The following is a 19,835-nucleotide window of genomic DNA, read 5'->3' as shown; positions in this document are numbered from 1 at the left end:
GAATGTAAATAAAAAGGGTACAGTCCTACTGTTTAAACAGCAGGACTGTACCCTTTAAATAAACAGAATCCATCGCCAAGCTTCCACGACACCATCATCGATTTAGGAATGCTTTTGTCCGTTCGAATTGCGGGTTGGTCAACACGTCAGTTGGATGACCGGATTCAATAATTTCTCCATTGTCCATAAAAATTACACGGTTTGCTACCTCTTTTGCGAATTCCATCTCATGGGTGACCACAATCATCGTCATGTGCTCTTCGGCCAGATTCTTCATCACCTGCAGAACTTCTGCGGTTAACTCGGGATCCAGTGCCGAAGTAGGCTCATCAAATAACAGAATATCCGGATTCATCATGAGCGCCCTTGCAATGGCAACCCTTTGTTTTTGCCCGCCAGATAAATTGGCCGGGTACGCACTCTCCCGACCTGTTAGACCAATTTTTTGAAGAAGCTCAGTACTGCGTTTTCCTATATCTGCAGCAGACTCCTTTTTTACTAATCGTGGAGCCATTTCCAAATTCTCCTTGACCGTTAGGTGCGGGAACAAATTAAAATGCTGAAACACCATCCCCATCTTAGCGGTAATCTGCTTAATTTCCTGCGGTTTTGAGTAAACGCCATCCTTTACCAAGTAATCACCGGAAACGAGAATACTGCCGCCATTGATTTCTTCTAGGTGGACAAGACTCCGAAGCATGGTACTTTTACCCGATCCGGAGGGGCCAATCACAGCCACAACATCATTTTTATTCACATCAAAGGTAATCTGTTTTAAAACTTCTAGATCTCCATATGACTTTTTAAGATTAGAAACTTCAATGATTGCCATATTCACACCCCCTCCTTATTCAAATGTAAACCGCCGTTCGATTAATTTAAAAACATACGTCAACACTAGCGTCATAAGTAGATAAATGACGCCTGCCACCATAAAAGGAACAATCGTAAAATCGCGATTCACCGCTGTCTCGGCAAAGTGCAATAATTCCGGGACCGCAACAGCATAAAGCAGAGCCGTATCCTTGACAAGTGTCACTGATTCGTTTGCCACTGCCGGAAGGGCAATGCGAAACATTTGCGGCATAATGATCCTTGTCATCATCTGCCATTTAGAAAAACCAAGGACTTGTGCCGCCTCATATTGACCTTTATCAATGGCCAACAGTCCGCCGCGAAAAATTTCAGCAAAATAAGCTGAATAGTTTAGGATAAATCCGATACAAGCGGCTACGAAGCGATCCAGTACCAAATATTCCCCAATACCTGGAATCATCGGCAGCCCAAAACAGATGACTAATAGCTGAAGCAGAAGCGGTGTCCCACGCATCACATAAATAAAAACTTGTGCAAGCCAGGATAAGGGCTTGAGCCTGCTTTTTACAGCTAATGTTAATAAAAAGCCCAGCGGAATCGACACAACAATGGCAATCAAGAACAAAAGAATTGTCATTTGTGCCCCTTCAAGCATCGGCTTAAGGATGGTTAGTATATAATCAAACGACATAGATGGTTTCCTCCAAAAACAAAACAGGGTCCCACCCGGAATCCTGTTTTGTTCCCTATTTATCATTACTTTACTACTTTATCTTCACCAAACCACTTTTTTGAAATTTCAAGGGCAGTACCGTCTTCATTCATTTCATCCAGTGCTTTTTGCAGCTTGTTCAACAGTGCCTCGTTGCCTTTTTTCACACCCACCCCATATTCTTCAGGAGCAAGGGATTCATCAAGCACTTTAAATGTACCTTTTTCTTTTGTCATGTAATAATCTATCACAACTTCATCAATCACGACAGCATCTAAACGGCCGCTCTTCAGATCATTCAGTGCCATCACATTATCGGAGAACTCTGTTGCTTCTTTTATCTTGGATTTAATTGGGTTCGAATCCAAGGCATCAGCGGCAGAGGATTGTGCCTGCAGCCCAACGACTTTCCCATCTAAGTCTGCAAGTTTTGTTACCTTCGAATCAGCAAGTGTAACCACGACTTGGGCATTTTTTAAATAAGGCTTTGTAAATAGAACCTTTTTCTTACGTTCGTCGGTGATAGTATAACCATTCCAAATAAGATCGATGCGGCCGCTGCTAAGCTCAGATTCTTTGGTTTTCCATTCGATAGGCTGGATTTTAACATCGACACCCATTTTTTTAGCTGCAGCATTTGCATAGTCAATATCAAAACCAACGATTTTATTATCTTTATCACGAAATCCTAATGGAGCAAAACTATCGTCAATACCGATGACCAATTTATTGTCATCTTTGTCCTTAGCCCCCGATGTATTGCTCGAACAGGCCGTTAAAACAGAAAATATCGCTGCGATTACTAGAACCATAGATGCTAGACGTTTCATATGAATAAAACCACCTTTATTGGATTGTAGATTTATTATTTACTTTAGCGCGTTACCATATTATCATACTAGCACATTATAACACTATAATATTTTAAAGTACAATAGCTAAATTGGATATTTATTGGTGCCTGACACCATTTTCAATATATCCCACTTGCTAACCTGCTTATGCTTGTTTTTGTAGTGGGGCTGCTGATTCCTTTGTTTCCTGTTTCCTTATGATATGGACTAGTCCGTAGACTAGCGGTGTGGTTAGGATGGCTGCTACAAACTTAAATATATATTGAGTTAGAATCAGACTTCCTAGGATAGCGATTGGCATTGTCCCATAGAAGGCGATGGTAATAAAGATGGTTGTATCTATCAACTGGCTCAGCATTGTGGAGGCATTGTTGCGCAACCACAGCTTTTTTTGTCCATGGATGCTTTTCAATTTATTAAATACAAAGACATCCAGGTTTTGGCTGACTGCATAGGAAATTAAGCTCGCAATAATCACGCGAAAACTTCCATTTAAGATCGTTTCGAATGACCCTTGATCCTGAAACACCGGTGCGGCCGGCAGATGAAGCGTAATCGTAATGAAAATTAGGGCAAGGATTTGAGTGATCAGCCCCGCCTGAACCGTTCTCCGTCCCTCTTTTTTTCCATAAACCTCGACAATCACATCAATAAGTGGATACGTAAAGATATAAACAATGACAGCTGCTGGCAGTATCGCAAAATCCCCAATGCTAAAAAGCTTGACCGCCACAATATTTGCCAAAATCAACAGACCTACAAAAATTCCATTTAAATAAAAAATCATTTCTTCATACCTTCCCTTATCGATTATCAACTTTTTCTGGATAAAGGTCATGGTTCATCAAGCGGTAACTGGCCATTTCCTCATACTTCGTCCCAGGTTTTCCGTAATTGCACCATGGATCAATGGAAATACCACCTCTTGGAGTGAACTTCCCCCATACCTCAATATAGCGCGGGTCAAGCAATTTGATTAGATCGTTCATGATGATATTGACACAATCCTCGTGGAAATCCCCGTGATTTCTGAAGCTGAAAAGATATAACTTCAGTGACTTACTCTCGACTATTTTTTTATCCGGAACATAGGAAATATACATCGTGGCAAAATCCGGCTGACGGGTCAGCGGACAAAGACTCGTAAACTCTGGGCAATTAAATTTCACGAAATAATCACGCTCTGAGTGCAGATTATCAACTGCCTCTAATACTTCCGGTGCATATTCAAATGAATAGGTAGTACCTTGATTCCCTAACAATGTTAAATCCTTTAATCCTTCATCATGGCTGCAACCAGACATATAAAAAACCCCCTAGTAAAAATGTGTCCCCCACACTTTTTCAAGAGAGTTTCAACTAAATATTCTATGCAAACTTTCGGAATAAAAACAAAAAAGCCACGTCCGACATGGACATGGCGTAGAGTCATATATCCATAGTTTTTTATAGAGGGTATCAGCTATGAACCTCTCCCGTTCAAGTACGGGTATTCTTTTTTCTTCTCTCCTATAATAAAGAACTAGTTCGAAAACGTCAAACTGAAATTTTTTCGACTGACTCCATTTAAGACACCTTCACTTTAAACTACATATTCCTGGTATTTTTCAAAACTATCTTGATTGCATATGAAGTGGAAACCAATGGTTATTCTGGCTGACCGTTTAAAACATTTTCTTCTAAGACGGAAAATTTATCACCGTATACTTTGGTGATATGCTTTTCTCCCCAAGCACATAGGGAACTTAAAATACTATCTAAACTCCAACCATATTCGCTTAACTCATATTCTACCTTCGGCGGGACTTGATTGTATACAATTCTGTTGATTACCCCATCCTCCTCTAATTCCCGTAGTTGCTGGGTTAACATCTTTTGGGTGATGTCCGGCATCAAGCGTTTCAATTCACTTGTACGCTTTTTGCCGTGTGTTAGGTGACATAGAATGACGCATTTCCACTTTCCTCCGATTACCTCAAGTGTGGCTTCTACCGATATATTATATTTCTTATTCTTCATCGAAAATCCCTCCTAATTAATAGGTACAAAAAAGTACCTATACAACTTAAAAGTACCTAGAGTACTTAAAAGTGCGTACTTTTATTTCGATCCCATATATCCCATAATAACATTTGCCGGTTGAAATTTCTCGTATTCATTTATTTAAATAGGTTGCTTTCAGCAAGCCTATCCATACAAGGACACAATATTTAGGAGGAGATTACAAATGTCTATAGATAAACGGAGGAGTACACTCGCGCTGCTAGCATTGGCAATGAGTGCGTTCGCTATTGGAACAACTGAATTTATCAGTGTTGGTTTATTACCGCTTATTGCGAAGGATTTACAAATAACTGTTACAACAGCCGGTTTGACTGTTTCCCTATATGCCTTAGGGGTAACATTCGGGGCACCAATTTTAACATCTGTTACATCGCTTATGTCTCGGAAATCTTTATTACTCTGGATTATGGTTATTTTTATTATTGGAAATAGCCTTGCCGCTAGTGCTACTAGCATTGGAGTTTTACTGGCTGCCCGTGTGATTTCTGCCTTTTCACATGGTGTATTTATGTCAATTGGTTCAACGATCGCGGCCGATTTAGTACCGGAAAACCGTCGGGCAAGTGCGATATCCATCATGTTTTCAGGTCTCACGGTTGCAACCGTCACAGGAGTACCATTTGGCACCTTCATCGGACAGCAATACGGCTGGAGAATGGCCTTTATCATTATTATTGCTGTTGGAGTAATCTCCTTTATTGCAAACAGCATCCTCGTTCCATCTGATTTACAAAAAGGGGCTCAGTCAAGCTTTCGTGATCAATTCAAATTAGTAACAAATGGCCGATTAATGCTACTATTTATTATCACTGCCTTAGGATATGGGGGAACATTCGTTGTCTTCACCTATTTATCACCAATCCTACAAGATATAACAGGTTTTAAAGAAGGAACCGTTGCCGTGATCTTGCTCGTTTACGGCATTGCGATTGCCATCGGTAACATGGTTGGCGGCAAGCTGGCTAATAAAAATCCTATTAGAGCATTATTTTATATGTTCATCGTCCAAGCCGTTGTCCTATTTATCTTGACGTTTACCGCACCATTTAAAATTGCAGGATTAATGACCATATTTTTCATGGGGCTCTTGGCTTTTATGAATGTTCCGGGATTGCAGGTGTATGTCGTCATGTTGGCAGAGCGGTTCGTGCCAAGTGCAGTTGATGTAGCTTCCGCACTCAATATTGCTGCCTTTAATGCCGGTATTGCGATTGGATCCTACCTGGGCGGCGTGATTACTGATTCTATTGGACTCATTCATACCTCTTGGATCGGTGCATTAATGGTTCTGGGGGCGGTAATCCTGACAAGCTGGAGTCGAAGTCTTGAAAGTAAAGATCAGGAAGTTAGCTCGGCTTGCGTAAAAAGTGTAATTTGCTAATATCAACACATGCTTATGTAAAACTTTTCAAAAAGTTCGGCAGGAACTAGTTACCTGCCGACTTTTTTGTTACTTTTTATTTGGTGCCTGACACCCTTTGTACGCTTACCACCGTATTAATCTTTTTATTAGTGACTGTCATCTTCAAAGACACCATCTAATTTTTTTTATTCCAAACAATCCGATATAAATCATGTCTTCTATCGCTCGATTGCCGCAATGAGCCGGTATTCCGGGAGCGTCTTAGTATCTCCAGATCGACATCTCCAACTACGACTGTGTCTATATTGGCATCACATTCTCCAACGATCCCATCCCTGGCAAACTCAAAGTCGGAAGGTGAAAAAATTCCAGACTGGGCGTACTGAATATCCATGTTCTCCACATGTGTTAAGTTGCCCACAGTCCCTGCAATACAGGTATATACATTATTCTCAATCGCCCTTGCTTGGGCACAGTAACGGACACGCAGGTACCCTTGACGATCCTCTGTACAAAACGGGACAAAAATAATATTTGCCCCATTATCAACGGCAATCCTTGCGAGTTCAGGAAACTCGATATCATACGAAATTTGAATAGCAATTTTTCCACAATCGGTGTCAAACACATTCATTTCATTTCCATCTGATATTCCCCACCACTTGCGCTCGTTTTGAGTTGAGTGAATTTTGTACTGTTTCTCAATCGTTCCATTACGACGGAAAAGAAAACCGACATTGTACACATCCCCATTCTCTTCAACAAAATGGGATCCTCCGACAATGTTGACATTATAACGGACTGCAAGTTGTGTGAACAATTCAATATATTGATCCGTATAGGTGGCTAGCCGGCGGACAGCCCGATCCGGTCGCTTTTCTTCTAGAAAAGACATTAATTGCGTTGTAAAAATCTCAGGGAATACTACAAAATCCGATCTAAAATCCGCTGCAACATCTACATAATATTCTACTTGTCTGCTAAAGTCCTGAATGGAATCTATTTTTTTCATCATGTACTGCACAGCACAGATTCTAACAGGAAATGCAGTTCGATAAATTCGTTTGTTTTTCGGGCGATAATCAACATTGTTCCATTCCATTAAGGTTGCGACAGAAGCAGAGGCTTTATCATCAGGAAGGTAACTTGTATTAATACGTTTTATCGTAAACCCCTGCAAGAGCTGAAAAGACAAGACGGGATCATAGATGCTATGTTTTTCAACCGCCTGAACATATTCACGAGCGGTCATTGCATCCTTATATTTATGATAATTTGGGATTCGCCCACCAATAATGATGCTTTGAAGATTTAATCTGACAGCGAGCTCTTTACGCGCCTCGTAGAGACGATGCCCAAGTTTCATGCGGCGATATTCTGGATCCACCATTACCTCTATCCCATATAAATTGAATCCATCAGGGTCGTGATTGGTGATATACCCATTGTCCGTGATGGTATCCCAGGTGTGTTGGTCGTCATACTCGTTAAAATTAACAATTAAACTAGAACATGATCCGACAATTTTGTCCTCATATTCCACACAAAACTGACCCTCTGGGAATATTCGAATGTGACTAACCAACTGCTCCCGTTTCCACGGATCCATATTTGGAAAGCAAATTTTCCCTAATGCAATAATTTCATCAACGTCTTCTAAGCGAATACTTCGAATAATGATTTTCTTTTCGTATTTGGACATATCTGTATCTGGCATATTTTCACACCCTTAATTAGATAACAAATAAATATGATGGTTATACGTAATTAAGGTTCCCATTACATTGAAATATTAACTAATTATTTGGTGCCTGACACCCTTTATACCCTTGTCAACTTGTTTAACTTTTATGGATCATTGCTTTTTCTTATCTCCACTTTTCAATGAGATAAATATGAGAAGTATAGTCTTTTTTGATCAGCGGCACGGATAGGCCAATCTCCATTAGTTCATCACCAAAGTAGGCCAATTCTCCGTTGCTTATTTTGTATTTTAGCTTTGGATTTAGCCCGTGTAATTTCAAACGAAAAAAAGGCGGGTTTGGTGTTGCCAGTGTTTTGTAGTAAAAGACAACTGCCTGTTCCTGGTTCGGAGCAACATACATCAAGGCTGTGTCCATTCCTTCAAATGGACTTAACAGCCGGTACTGGTCACCGAAAAGAACGATCTCCTTGATTTGATGGTAAAAATTGATTTGTTCAGTCACCACTGCTTGATCAACATTACTCAGCTTATCCACATTAAGTTCGAATCCCAAATTGGCTGCCATCGCCACATGACACCTCATTTGCAGCGGTGTTACCCTTCCTACCTGATGGTTCGGCACATCTGAAACATGCGCTCCCATCGTGATGGCGGGGTAGATCATACTTGTTCCATATTGAATTTTTAATCGTTCAACCGCATCCGTATCATCACTCGTCCACGTTTGCGGCATGTAATAAAGCATGCCTGGATCAAAGCGGCCGCCGCCGCCCGAACAGCTTTCAAACAAAATCTGCGGGAAACGTTCAGTTAATTTTTCTAAAATCCGATATAGCCCAAGCATATAGCGATGGGCTGTTTCCTTTTGTCTTTCAGGGGGGAGCGCAGCTGAGCCCACCTCCGTCATATTTCGGTTCATATCCCATTTCACATAGGAAATTGGAGCACTGGAGAAAACCCTTGTAAGTGTTTCAGTTAAAAAAACACATACATCTTCCCTGCTTAAATCTAGGACGAGCTGATTTCTCGACAGTGTCCGGTCACGCTTCGGCACGTGCAGACACCAATCAGGATTCTTCCGGTACAAATCGCTATCTGGTGAAACCATTTCCGGCTCTACCCATAATCCAAATTTCATCCCTTTTTTTTCTACATAGTCAGCAAGCCCCGCTAAACCGTTGGGCAGCTTTTTCTTATGGACAGTCCAATCACCCAGCGAGCTTTTATCATTATCCCGGTGTCCGAACCAACCGTCATCAAGGGCAAACAGCTCAATTCCAAGATTTTTCCCTGCGTCCGCAATTTCCTTTAATTTTTTTTCAGTAAAATTAAAATAGGTGGCTTCCCAATTATTAATGAGGATCGGGCGCGTTTTGTCCCGGTAAACACCGCGGCACACTCTTGTTCGCAACAATTTATGAAAAGTTCTCGACATTCCGCCAAGGCCTTCAGAAGAATAAACCATAAGTGACTCCGGGGTTTGAAATGTTTCTCCTGGTTTTAACAGCCAAATAAAATCAAACGGATTGATCCCGATACTGAGCCTTGTCGTCTCAAAAGAATCTACCTCAATGGATGCTTGGAAATTCCCACTGTACATGAGGCTAACGCCATAAACATCGCCATAGTCCTCGTTGCCCCCCCTTGAAAGCAGAGCAATAAAAGGATTGTGGTGATGGCTGCTGGCACCCCTTGCTGAAGAAATCAATTGAATCCCACGGTGCAGCGGCTGCCGTTCAATATGACGTTCCCGTGCCCATGCTCCTTGGAGGTGTAGCCAATCCCAATTTGACTCATGAAAATCCACTGACATGCTCATACATTTATGTATTTCAACGGCATGGCTGCCAAGATGCTCGAATGAGACGGATCTGGTTATGACATCCAAGTCTCGGTAAATTGTATAATATAGATTTAAACCAATTCCCAATAATGAATCTACCATGGTAATTATCAGTGTATCTGCCTCCGCATCATCTTCAAGGTAGGAGGAAGGCAAACCTTTTAGCGAACGTTTTCCTTTCAAAATTTCATAGGAATCATAGACAAACTCTGTCGTCGTTGTCCCGTTGCTGGTTCGAAGCTGATAGGCAGGCTCTCGGAAATCTCCGTTTCCAAATGCAGGGTATTCCTGTGGTAGTGTATCGAGTGAAAACTTTGGATCAGCAGGCACTACCGTGGGCGAAAATGCCCTGCCTTTAAATGTAAGGATCAAGGAAGGCTGCAGCACCTTCACCCGCTTGCCCCAATATAAATGTGCAGGATACTTTCCATGAACAATTTGAACTAGATAACTAATATCGCTGTTATATAAATGAAACACTTGCTCTGCCTCATTCCACTCAATCGGCATATTAGCACACTCCTAGAAAATTGATTTATACTATTATTTTGGGAAGTATGGTGAAAATGGTGTCAGGCACCTATAAGTGTATTAATAACGGGATAATGTTTAAAATTATGTGGATGATAAGGTTGGGAAGTTTTTCTTCCACTCTTTATCATGTAATTTTCTAGAATTGATTGTAGGGCGTGTTATGATGGGGCATTTGAATTATCTTATTGAACATTTTGGCTATTTTGGGATTATTATTGCTTTATTCGGCGGAATTGTTGGCCTGCCCATCCCGGATGAAATCCTTCTGACCTATGTGGGCTATTCTGTTTTCACAGGAAAAATGGCTTATTTGCTTTCACTTTTCTGCGCTTTTATTGGAGCGTGCAGTGGAATTACGATTAGCTTCATATTAGGCGTCAAGTTAGGGATCCCATTTTTACATAAGTTCGGTCCTAAACTTCATATCACTGAGGCAAGGATTGAGCGAACAAGAAAATTATTTAACAAATTAGGCCCTTTCCTACTCATTATTGGGTTTTTCATCCCTGGGGTACGTCATATTACTGCATATCTTGCTGGTATCAACTGCTATTCCTATAAGAAATTCGCCTTATTTGCTTATTTAGGGGCAGCCATTTGGTGTTTTACTTTTATCACCTTAGGCAGACTACTTGGCGAGAATTGGATTCATGTTGGAGCCTACCTTTCACGGTATAGCATCTATTTAATCCTACTACTTCTTCTCGGTTTTATTATTATTTATTCCTATAGAAGAAAAAAAAGAATCCTAAAAAATAGAACCTTTAATCCAAAGATAGATTAAAGGTTCTTTGTTTTATTTCAACATCCAAATAATTAACTAAAGATAAGCTCTTTTTCGCTTAGGCCAAGCGTCTGCGCCGTTGAAGTATGAATCTCGTGCAGAAGTTCTGGGTTTTCCATTAGTGAAACGCCATGAGATGGGATCATTTCTTTAATTTTCGATTCCCACTCTTCAATATGTTCCGGGAAGCACTTTTTGATGATTTCAAGCATCACGTGAACGGCAGTTGAAGCACCCGGCGAAGCTCCTAGTAATGCTGCAATCGAGCCATCAGCTGCAGTAATCACTTCCGTGCCAAATTGAAGCGTCCCTTTGCCGCCTGCTTCTGTATCTTTAATAACCTGCACACGTTGACCCGCTACTACTAAATCCCAATCCTCGCTTTTAGCGTTCGGGATAAACTCACGCAGCTCTTCCATGCGCTGTTCTTTCGATAACATCACTTGTTGAATTAGGTATTTTGTCAGTGGCATCTGTTTTGCTCCTGCCGCCAACATCGTTAAGACATTATTAGGTTTTACGGAAGTGATTAAATCCATATTAGAACCGGTTTTTAAGAACTTCGGTGAAAAGCCGGCAAATGGCCCAAATAGCAACGATTTTTTATTGTCGATATATCTCGTGTCAAGATGCGGTACAGACATTGGCGGAGCACCGACCTTAGCTTTGCCGTATACTTTTGCATGGTGCTGCCCTACAACATCTGGATCATTACACACCATAAATATTCCGCTAACCGGGAATCCGCCAATATGCTTTGACTCAGGAATACCGGTTTTTTGCAGTAAATGCAAGGATCCGCCACCGCCGCCGATAAAGACGAATTTTGCAGTATGCCTTTCGATGTTACCGGTAGCCATATTCCACACTTTCAATTCCCATGAGCCGTCGTCAGTACGTTTAATATCCTCAACACTATGATTATAGTTAATCTCGACGTTTTTACTCTCTAAGTGGTCAAACAACATGCGTGTTAAAGCACCAAAGTTGACATCCGTTCCAGAGTCAATTTTTGTCGCTGCTATTGGTTCATTCAATGTACGACCTTCCATGATAAGTGGAATCCATTCTATCAGTTTTTCATGGTCATCAGAAAACTCCATCCCTTGAAACAGAGGATTGTCCGAAAGCGCTTTAAAACGTTTTTTCAAAAATGTTACATCCTGTTCTCCTTGCACTAAACTCATATGAGGGATTGGCATGATAAAATCCCGCGGATTACGAATTAGATTCCTGTTTACAAGATAAGACCAAAACTGTCGTGAAAGCTGAAACTGTTCATTAATTTTGATAGCTTTGCTAATATCTAGCGATCCATCCGGTTTTTCAACTGTGTAGTTAAGCTCGCACAGTGCCGAATGCCCCGTTCCCGCATTATTCCATTCATTTGAGCTTTCCTCACCTGCGTTTGCGAGTTTCTCATACACTGTAATTTCCCATTCCGGTACTAATTCTTTCAAGAGTGTTCCTAAAGTCGCACTCATGATTCCGGCACCAATTAAAATGACATCTGTTTTAGTTTCGCTGCTGCTCATTTTTATCAACCTTTTCCCCAGGAATTTGCAGAAAAGATATAGGCATCACACCAAGCTAAGGCGCACCCTAGTCACACACCTTTTCTGTCTCAATTTTAACTATTTCACTGTGAATACATTATTTATAGATTTATATCTCTTATTATATGATAATTTTAAATTATTTAAAAGGTATTAAGAAGTGGGAAGTATGTCCACAAGGCCTAAGAACGCAAATAAACCAAAACCTTAACCCAGCTACATGTAAGGGGTTAAGGCTTTGGTTTGCCGTTATCAGTGGTCAGAGACTTTTTTTACGTTTACCAGCCGCGGCTGGCTCCACCTCCACCGGATGATCCGCCACCGCCACCGCGGGAGCCTCCTCCGCCTCTGCCCCCACCGCGGGAGATGATAGAAAGGAGCAAGTAGGTGAGAGTGCCGCCAAAGAACTTAAAGTCGAGAAATACGACAACCACCACGATTAGAATAATCAGCCAGGACGGGATCGGAATGCCTGCCCCTTCGCCCTTTGATACCGCGGGGCTTGGATTTGGCTCCGTTTGTGCTCCACCTTCAACACCATATTCCGCAAAAACTTCTTTCGCAAGAGCCTTATATGTCTCTATAACAGCTTCATTCGGCTGTTTATTTTTCAAATAGGGAATGGCATATTCGTCAAGAATCCGGCCAGCTTTCCCATCCGGAATCCTGCCCTCCAGCCCATAACCCACTTCAATTCTCGCTACTCGTTCTTTCATTGCTAACACAAGCAATACACCATTGTTTTCCTTTTTGTTACCGATGCCGTATTGCCGAAACGCTTCGTTAGCAAATTCCTCGATCGTTCGGTCACCAATGGTTTCGACTGTCAATACAGCAACCTGTGCCGTTGTTTGATCTTCAATACTTCTGCCTAAATTGCGTAATTCCGCTCTCTCGGTATCGGTTAATACACCAGCAAAATCCTGTACATAAATATCTCCCACAGGAGTAGGAATGTGGACATCCTCAGCAAGTGCAGTTGCTGCACCCAGAAAAAAAGTGAAAAACACCAAAATAAAGCTGAAGACCCTCTTTGCTTTCATTATCCATTGCCCCCAAAGTCAACCTTTGGTGCTTCCCCAGCTTTAGGATCCGCTTTAAAATATTCTTTTTCATTAAACCCGGCGATTCTCGCAATAATGGATCCCGGCATTCTTTTTACCTTTTTATTAAATTCAGCTACTTGATCATTATAATCCTTTCGTGCTACCGCGATTCGATTTTCCGTCCCAGCAAGTTCATCCATTAATTGGGTAAACTGCTGATCAGCTTTCAAATTCGGGTAATTTTCAACAACCACGAGTAACCGGCTTAAAGCGCCAGATAATTCGGCGTTCGCTGTCGCTTCCTCCTGTGGCGTGTTGGCACCGGCAAGTCGGGCACGCGCATCTGAGATGGATGCGATTACTTCTTTTTCATGTGATGCATATCCTTTTACGGTATTCACTAAGTTTGGGATTAAATCGAGCCTTCTTTGCAGCTGATTTTCGATTTGAGCATGTGACTGATCCACGTTTTCTTCCAGATTGACAAAGCCATTATAGCTGGACATGAACATGAGGCCGAAAATAACAATGATACCGACCACAATTCCAATTCCTAACCATCCTTTTTTCAAAAGAATCACGCTCCTTTCTCACCTATAGTATATATCACTTAAAAAATTTGTTCCCTTTTTAAGCAATAAAAAAACCTTTCCTTTTCAAACAAAGGTTTGATTAGTTTACGAGCAGATATTTCGGTTTTTTTCAAAAAAAATCATAATTTAATCGTAAATTTCTGGTCTTTGACAGTATCCTTTGTGTATACTCTTTCCACGTATTGAAGTTCTTTTTCAGACATCAAGAAAACCGTTGAACTCCTCGTCCCGTAATTCTCACTTTTGATAAACAAAGGGGAAAGCATTCTTTCCATTTCTAATGAAACTCCTGTTTTAGGAAGGGTCTTATCTGGCGCGGGGTCGGCATTTTGCAGGAGCATGAAAAGTTGTTCTACTAGTTCTTCCTTATCTGCACGAATTGTTTGGTAAAGGCCTTCCTTCCCCTTTTGCACCTTTGGCCATTCGCTATTTAATAAATGATTGCTGACCCCATATATTCCTGGCTCAAGTTTTTGAAGCTGCTTTCCAATATTCGAATAATAATATAGTTCATTCCCGTCGCCTGCCAATAAATTATAACCTGGGTACAAGTCCTGATGGCTTACGAGCTGTTTCATATAATCCTTAATATTCCCATTGTGTTTCAGGGCATCCGCGACCAACTCTCCACGTGAACGCTTACCATCCGTTAATTCCCTCGGGTTCCGATAATTGGTCAAAGCGGCGAAGCGCCCGGAGGCCGTGATTCCCATCCATGTCCCCATTTTTTCCAAATCCCGTCCCGCTAGAATTTCAGGATGATCCTCCCAAAAATGTGCAGGAGCAGTTGGTCGTTGATAAAATTCATCACGATTTGCTGCCACAATAAGCTTATATTCATGATGGACTTGATATGCAAATAAAATTAAACACATTGAACATCCCTACCTTTATAAGAATTTGAATCTGATTTTATAGTGGTATAAGTTCGTTGATTCCGTCCCACCCTAATCTTTATTCGGTGCTTCCCCCATAAAACCTTTAAAAACAAGTCATCGGACGTAATAATGGTGTCAGGCACCAGAATTTTTTTTACCATTTCGAAGAAAATAAAGTTGTTTAGATTTTTATATGGCTGTGCACAAATGAAAATATTTTTGTGACGACCGGCCATGATGTATGGTAAACTAGCCCACGAATTGTATTAGAATTTGGAATCATAATGGAGTGGTTTTATGAGTAAAGCTAAGGCGAAAAGTGGAATAGGTAGAGGAACTGGCAAGAAGGGGTGGAATCGCTGGCAAGCTGGTGCTAATAAAGCTAAGAGTGCCAAACCTTATGTTAGTAAGGGTGTTAAGAAACCAGCAGATAATGGCACTACTTCTAAAAGTGATTCATCCGAAATGTAGTGTTCAATCAGTAATTACTTTCATAGTGTTTAATTTACTAGTGAAAAGTCCCCAAGCCCTAAAATCATAAGGGACTGGGGATTTTTTAACGTCAAAACGGCCTATTAAACCACTAATCGTATCTGATTTCCCGACGGATCATTTGTAACATAAAAATCTGTTTCTTTCTTTACCGAGGCTCCTACTTGCTGCAGTTGTTTGATCACGGTCTCTCTTGCAGTTTCATCAGGAAAGACAAGTGTGTACCAGTTTAAGCCGACGCTATTTTTCGGTGAAGCAGGTGCCCCCACTCCCTGCCATGTATTAATCGCAATGTGATGATGATATCCTCCTGTTGACAGAAATGCCGCTTGCGGATAATAGCTAGCAACGTTAAACCCTAGCCCTTTTGTGTAGAATTCTTCGGCCTTTTTGAGATCGCCTACGTGAAGATGAATATGCCCCATGACGGTTCCAGATGGAAGGCCCTTCCATTCCGCATTACTTTCCGCCAGAATTCCTTGGGCGTCCAGCTGTTCAGTTGCCATATCCACTAAATTGTTTTTCCACGTCCAATCAGAAGAAGGACGGTCTCGGTAAACTTCAATCCCATTTCCATCCGGATCATTCAGGTACAATGCCTCGCTTACATAATGATCTGCTGCGCCTAATGGATATCCTGTCTGAATCAAATGCCGTAAAAATACAGATAAATCTGCGCGCGATGGCAGCAAAATCGCAAAATGGTACAGACCAGAGGTATTTCCTTCCTTCGGAATAACATCAGCGGGTTGTTCAAGCGTTAATAGCGGGTTTTTTCCGTCCGCGGTTAAGATCGCTTTACGATCCGTCTTCTCCGACACCAGGAAACCCATGATATTTTGGTAAAAAGTCACTGAATAGTCTAGGTTTTTTACTTTAATATTTACCTCGCCGACAAAAATATTGGGCTTTCGATGAAAATTTTCCATTCTATCCATCCTCCACTTCTTCATTAGAAGGTCCATTTATTATTCTTGATTCTATTTATTCATTCATACATAAAAAGGGAAAAATCCTAGCGATTCCCCCATTAGAAAACGCACCTTACATTTGCTCCGAATTGAATTATTCTCAATTTAAAGTTTCTACCATAACTACACACAGTCTTTACACTCTCTTTACACTAGGTTAAGAAAAAGTCCATCCTTTCATAATACAATAAAGTAAACAAACTTTTTGGAGGGATTGGATGAAGGTAACTGTTGCAGGAGCAGGATATGTAGGATTGGTCACTAGTGCTTGTTTAGCGGAAATAGGTCATCAGGTGACATGCATTGATATTCAAAAAGAGAAAATTGACTTGCTCCAAAGCGGCCGTTCACCCATTCATGAGCCAGGGTTAGAGCCACTTTTAGAAAAAAATCTGCGCAACGAACAACTACATTTTACCACGAATCCTCATAGGGCCTATTCAGATGCTGACATCATTTTCATTGCAGTCGGTACACCTGAAACACGTGACGGTTCAGCAGACCTAAAATACATACATGTAGTTGCCCATACGATTGCCCACTACATTGAGCAGGATGTGATTGTATGTACAAAAAGCACGGTTCCAGTCGGTACGAACGAGCTCATTCAACAAATTATTGACAGTAGAAAACCTCCGAACCTCCAAGTCGAAGTGGTGGCCAATCCGGAATTCCTTCGTGAGGGCGCAGCGATTCTTGACTTTTTCCATGGTGACCGAATTGTGATTGGCACCAGACATCCAGAAGCAGCAGCATTTATGGAACAATTCTATCTGCAATTAAACATTCCGATTATGAAGACAGACATTAGAAATGCAGAAATGATTAAATATGCTGCCAATGCTTTTTTAGCAACAAAAATTAGTTTCATCAACGAAGTAGCCAACATTTGCGAACATGTCGGCGCCAACATAGAGGAAGTCGCTTATGGAATCGGTCAAGATAAACGAATTGGCCATCATTTTCTCAAAGCAGGAATTGGCTATGGCGGCTCTTGTTTTCCTAAGGATACAAAAGCACTTGTTCAATTTGGCGGGAATTTAAAGCAACGTTATGAATTGCTTGAAGCTGCCATTAACGTGAATAAACGTCAACAATCATTGCCTGTTAAGAAAGCTAAGGAAACGGTCGGTTCGTTACATGGAAAAAAAATTGCCTTACTCGGATTAGCCTTTAAAGCCGATACAGATGACGTCCGTGAGTCAGCCGCTTTAACGATTGTAAAAGAATTACTTGAGGAAGGTGCCGATGTTACTGCCTATGATCCTATTGCTATCCCAAATACCAGAAGGATTGTAGGGAACGCCATAGGGTACACGGAAGATATTCGGCAGGCACTTCAGGATACTGACCTTGCCATCATCGCCACAGACTGGGATCAAATCAAGCATCTGCCATTGGAGGTATATCTCACCAAAATGAAGAACCCGATTGTGATTGATGGGCGAAATTGTTATTCACTTCAATCGATTGGTCAGTATCCGATAACATATTTATCCGTCGGAAGACCCGGCCATCCGAATGCAAATAATATGTTTGAATGAAAAATTTTTAAAGGGGCGGCGATCATGATGAGATGGATTCATGCATTTTATGGCTTCGAATGTCGAGTGTTGCTACAGGTAAACCGCCATTTTGATAAAAAACTGTTAAATCTTTTTTTCCGTACGTTCACACATCTTGGAGGAGCTGACATTACCATTGCGGTAACGTTTCTTCTTATGCTTTTATCATCAGGTGATGCTAAATTGACAGCAATCGCCAGCGCTCTCGCGTTATCAGCTAGTCATATACCTGTCCATATCATCAAACAGCTGTTTCCACGAAAAAGACCTTATATGATGGTAGAAAAAGCAAAGTTTCCTGCTAACCCATTACAAGATCATTCTTTCCCATCGGGGCATACAACGGCCATCTTTTCCGTTGTAACCCCTTATGTTTTATACCTGCCACAACTGGCCTTTGTGCTCATTCCTTTAGGACTTTGTGTGGGAATATCAAGAATTTATTTGGGGCTTCATTATCCTTCAGATGTCCTAGCGGGAGGAATCCTTGGTACAATTACTGGGATTGTCTGCTTTTGCTTATTATGGTTGTAAAAGGGTTTAACTAAAAAGGGTGACAGGCACCACTGGCGTGGTGCCTGTCACCCTTTAGAACGATTAGGCCTCTACGATGTTGGGTTGTTGGTAGATTTCTGTTTCGATTTCTCCTGTTGCTTTGCTTGTTAGGACGCCTGCTGTCATGGCGCCGCTAACGTTTAGGGCTGTACGTCCCATATCAATTAACGGCTCAACGGAGATTAATAAACCAACAATCGCTACCGGGAGATTCATAACCGATAATACGATTAATGCTGCGAAGGTTGCCCCGCCGCCAACACCGGCGACTCCAAATGAACTAATTGCTACGACCAGAATTAGAGTGAGAATAAAGGATATGCTTGTCGGGTCAATGCCAGCAGCTGGTGCGACCATTACTGCTAACATCGCTGGATAAATACCTGCACAGCCATTTTGACCGATAGAAAGTCCGAATGACCCCGCAAAGTTCGCAATTCCTTCTGATACCCCAAAATCCTTCGTTTGCGTTTTAATTGTCATCGGCAGTGTCCCCGCACTTGTACGTGAAGTAAAGGCGAACGTTAACGTTGGCAATGCTTTTTTCACATAATTTACAGGGCTTAGTTTTGCTAATGAAATAAGCAGTAAATGCACAATGAACATTAGGATGAGCGCCACATAAGAGGCAATAACAAACTTGCCTAATTTCGCAATTGCCGCATAATCACTCGTTGCTGTCACCTTGGTGATGATAGCCAAAATCCCATATGGTGTAAGGCGAAGAATCAAGGTAACAATCCTCATGATAATCGAGTAAAAGGTATCAATAATTTTGGCAAATAAATCTGCATGTTCCGGATCCTTCCGCCTCACTCCAATGTAGGCAATCCCGATAAAGGCTGCAAATATAACAACCGCAATCGTTGATGTTGGACGAGCGCCAGTTAGATCTTGAAACGGATTACTTGGAATTAATTCGACAATTTGCTGTGGGAGTGTCATATTTTCAACACCTGCTACTCGTTCCACTAACTGGGCATTTCGTGCTTTTTCAGCGTCACCTTCATTGAGATGGATTCCATCAAGACCGAAGCCCAATGCGGAACCAATACCAATAGCTGCAGAAATAGCGGTTGTTCCTAATAATATACCAATAACCAAGAAACTGATTTTGCCGATATTCTTAGTTAACTTTAATTTAGTAAAGGCCCCTACAATCGAAATGAATACAAGCGGCATCACGACCATTTGTAAAAGTTTTACGTAACCATACCCCACAACGTTAAACCAATCGATTGAACCTGTAGTGACTTCATGTGCTGTCCCGTAGATTAAATGAATGATAAAACCAAAAATAATACCTAAACCTAATGCCGTGAACACACGTTTTGAAAATGAAACACGCTTTCTCTGCATCATGAATAAACCTAAAATTAGTAATAGTAATACAACAACATTCACGATAATAAGAAAAGTATTCACACTATTCCTCCTTTGCTAACATACTGAATCTTTAATGCGCATAATCCAATCAGTCAAGTCGGAATTTAAATTTTTCTTA

General features: G+C 41.3%; 19 protein-coding genes and 1 riboswitch. Of the genes, 5 read left to right on the top strand and 14 right to left on the bottom strand.

Features of this window, described 5'->3' with window-relative positions; genetic code table 11:
• Nucleotides 1-94: 94 nt before the first annotated feature.
• From BABA_RS14695 to BABA_RS14670, 6 genes are all read right to left on the bottom strand, one after another.
• Nucleotides 95-832 (bottom strand): amino acid ABC transporter ATP-binding protein, encoded by a 738-nt coding sequence (locus tag BABA_RS14695; RefSeq protein WP_007085993.1) that lies wholly within the window; start codon nt 830-832, stop codon nt 95-97.
• Nucleotides 833-847: 15 nt separating this feature from the next.
• The gene (locus BABA_RS14690) at nt 848-1,507 is read right to left on the bottom strand and encodes an amino acid ABC transporter permease (RefSeq protein WP_007085992.1); all 660 of its coding nucleotides are present in this window, start codon (nt 1,505-1,507) and stop codon (nt 848-850) included.
• A gap of 65 nt (nt 1,508-1,572) precedes the next feature.
• A complete protein-coding gene (locus BABA_RS14685; RefSeq protein WP_007085991.1) occupies nt 1,573-2,358 on the bottom strand; it encodes an amino acid ABC transporter substrate-binding protein in 786 nt (261 codons plus the stop codon).
• 169 nt (nt 2,359-2,527) lie between these two features.
• Complete coding sequence (locus BABA_RS14680) at nt 2,528-3,169, bottom strand: queuosine precursor transporter (protein ID WP_007085990.1); 642 nt, start codon at nt 3,167-3,169, stop codon at nt 2,528-2,530.
• A gap of 16 nt (nt 3,170-3,185) precedes the next feature.
• The gene (gene queF / locus BABA_RS14675) at nt 3,186-3,686 is read right to left on the bottom strand and encodes a preQ(1) synthase (RefSeq protein WP_007085989.1); all 501 of its coding nucleotides are present in this window, start codon (nt 3,684-3,686) and stop codon (nt 3,186-3,188) included.
• Nucleotides 3,687-3,814: 128 nt separating this feature from the next.
• A riboswitch (PreQ1 riboswitch) is annotated at nt 3,815-3,861 on the bottom strand.
• Between the two features lie 168 nt (nt 3,862-4,029).
• Entirely contained in the window at nt 4,030-4,401 is a 372-nt protein-coding gene (locus tag BABA_RS14670) for a winged helix-turn-helix transcriptional regulator (protein WP_007085988.1), read from the bottom strand.
• Between the two features lie 208 nt (nt 4,402-4,609).
• Here BABA_RS14670 and BABA_RS14665 point away from each other — a divergent pair, with 208 nt between their 5' ends.
• Nucleotides 4,610-5,827, top strand: coding sequence for an MFS transporter (locus BABA_RS14665; protein ID WP_007085987.1), 1,218 nt, complete (start codon nt 4,610-4,612; stop codon nt 5,825-5,827).
• A 157-nt stretch (nt 5,828-5,984) separates the two neighbouring features.
• Here BABA_RS14665 and BABA_RS14660 read toward each other — a convergent pair whose 3' ends face one another.
• Complete coding sequence (locus BABA_RS14660; protein ID WP_007085986.1) at nt 5,985-7,526, bottom strand: bifunctional GNAT family N-acetyltransferase/carbon-nitrogen hydrolase family protein; 1,542 nt, start codon at nt 7,524-7,526, stop codon at nt 5,985-5,987.
• Nucleotides 7,527-7,677: 151 nt separating this feature from the next.
• Entirely contained in the window at nt 7,678-9,867 is a 2,190-nt protein-coding gene (locus BABA_RS14655) for an alpha-galactosidase (protein ID WP_007085985.1), read from the bottom strand.
• Nucleotides 9,868-10,051: 184 nt separating this feature from the next.
• On the opposite strand from BABA_RS14655, the gene BABA_RS14650 reads away from it, so the two are divergent.
• Nucleotides 10,052-10,675 (top strand): DedA family protein, encoded by a 624-nt coding sequence (locus BABA_RS14650; protein ID WP_040346460.1) that lies wholly within the window; start codon nt 10,052-10,054, stop codon nt 10,673-10,675.
• A 32-nt stretch (nt 10,676-10,707) separates the two neighbouring features.
• Here the strand turns inward: BABA_RS14650 and BABA_RS14645 are convergent, their stop codons facing one another.
• The 4 genes from BABA_RS14645 to BABA_RS14630 all read right to left on the bottom strand — a co-directional run bounded on the left by BABA_RS14645 (nt 10,708) and on the right by BABA_RS14630 (nt 14,745).
• The gene (locus tag BABA_RS14645) at nt 10,708-12,210 is read right to left on the bottom strand and encodes a malate:quinone oxidoreductase (protein WP_007085983.1); all 1,503 of its coding nucleotides are present in this window, start codon (nt 12,208-12,210) and stop codon (nt 10,708-10,710) included.
• A 299-nt stretch (nt 12,211-12,509) separates the two neighbouring features.
• The gene (locus BABA_RS14640; protein WP_007085982.1) at nt 12,510-13,274 is read right to left on the bottom strand and encodes a TPM domain-containing protein; all 765 of its coding nucleotides are present in this window, start codon (nt 13,272-13,274) and stop codon (nt 12,510-12,512) included.
• A complete protein-coding gene (locus tag BABA_RS14635; RefSeq protein ID WP_040346503.1) occupies nt 13,274-13,849 on the bottom strand; it encodes a LemA family protein in 576 nt (191 codons plus the stop codon). Before BABA_RS14635 ends, BABA_RS14640 begins: the two co-directional genes overlap by 1 nt.
• 140 nt (nt 13,850-13,989) lie before the next feature.
• Nucleotides 13,990-14,745 (bottom strand): NRDE family protein, encoded by a 756-nt coding sequence (locus BABA_RS14630; protein ID WP_007085980.1) that lies wholly within the window; start codon nt 14,743-14,745, stop codon nt 13,990-13,992.
• 300 nt (nt 14,746-15,045) lie between these two features.
• On the opposite strand from BABA_RS14630, the gene BABA_RS26635 reads away from it, so the two are divergent.
• Nucleotides 15,046-15,219 carry a DUF3934 domain-containing protein gene (locus BABA_RS26635; RefSeq protein ID WP_007085979.1) on the top strand — a complete coding sequence of 58 codons (174 nt, stop codon included), beginning with the start codon at nt 15,046-15,048 and terminating at the stop codon, nt 15,217-15,219.
• Between the two features lie 104 nt (nt 15,220-15,323).
• Here BABA_RS26635 and BABA_RS14625 read toward each other — a convergent pair whose 3' ends face one another.
• Complete coding sequence (locus tag BABA_RS14625; RefSeq protein ID WP_007085978.1) at nt 15,324-16,169, bottom strand: VOC family protein; 846 nt, start codon at nt 16,167-16,169, stop codon at nt 15,324-15,326.
• A 260-nt stretch (nt 16,170-16,429) separates the two neighbouring features.
• Between BABA_RS14625 and BABA_RS14620 the strand changes: the two genes are divergently transcribed.
• On the top strand, nt 16,430-17,755 hold the full coding sequence (locus BABA_RS14620; RefSeq protein ID WP_007085977.1) for a UDP-glucose dehydrogenase family protein: 1,326 nt from the start codon (nt 16,430-16,432) through the stop codon (nt 17,753-17,755).
• A gap of 24 nt (nt 17,756-17,779) precedes the next feature.
• Nucleotides 17,780-18,310, top strand: a complete 531-nt coding sequence (locus tag BABA_RS14615; RefSeq protein ID WP_007085976.1) for a phosphatase PAP2 family protein — start codon at nt 17,780-17,782, stop codon at nt 18,308-18,310.
• A 63-nt stretch (nt 18,311-18,373) separates the two neighbouring features.
• Here BABA_RS14615 and BABA_RS14610 read toward each other — a convergent pair whose 3' ends face one another.
• Entirely contained in the window at nt 18,374-19,756 is a 1,383-nt protein-coding gene (locus tag BABA_RS14610; protein ID WP_007085975.1) for an L-cystine transporter, read from the bottom strand.
• Nucleotides 19,757-19,835 lie beyond the last annotated feature (79 nt).

The sequence above is a fragment of the Neobacillus bataviensis LMG 21833 genome, from assembly GCF_000307875.1.
Taxonomy (GTDB): Bacteria; Bacillota; Bacilli; order Bacillales; family Cytobacillaceae; genus Neobacillus; species Neobacillus bataviensis.
The sequence above is the reverse complement of the archived record's forward strand: the minus strand, read 5'-3'. Positions and strand labels throughout refer to the sequence as shown.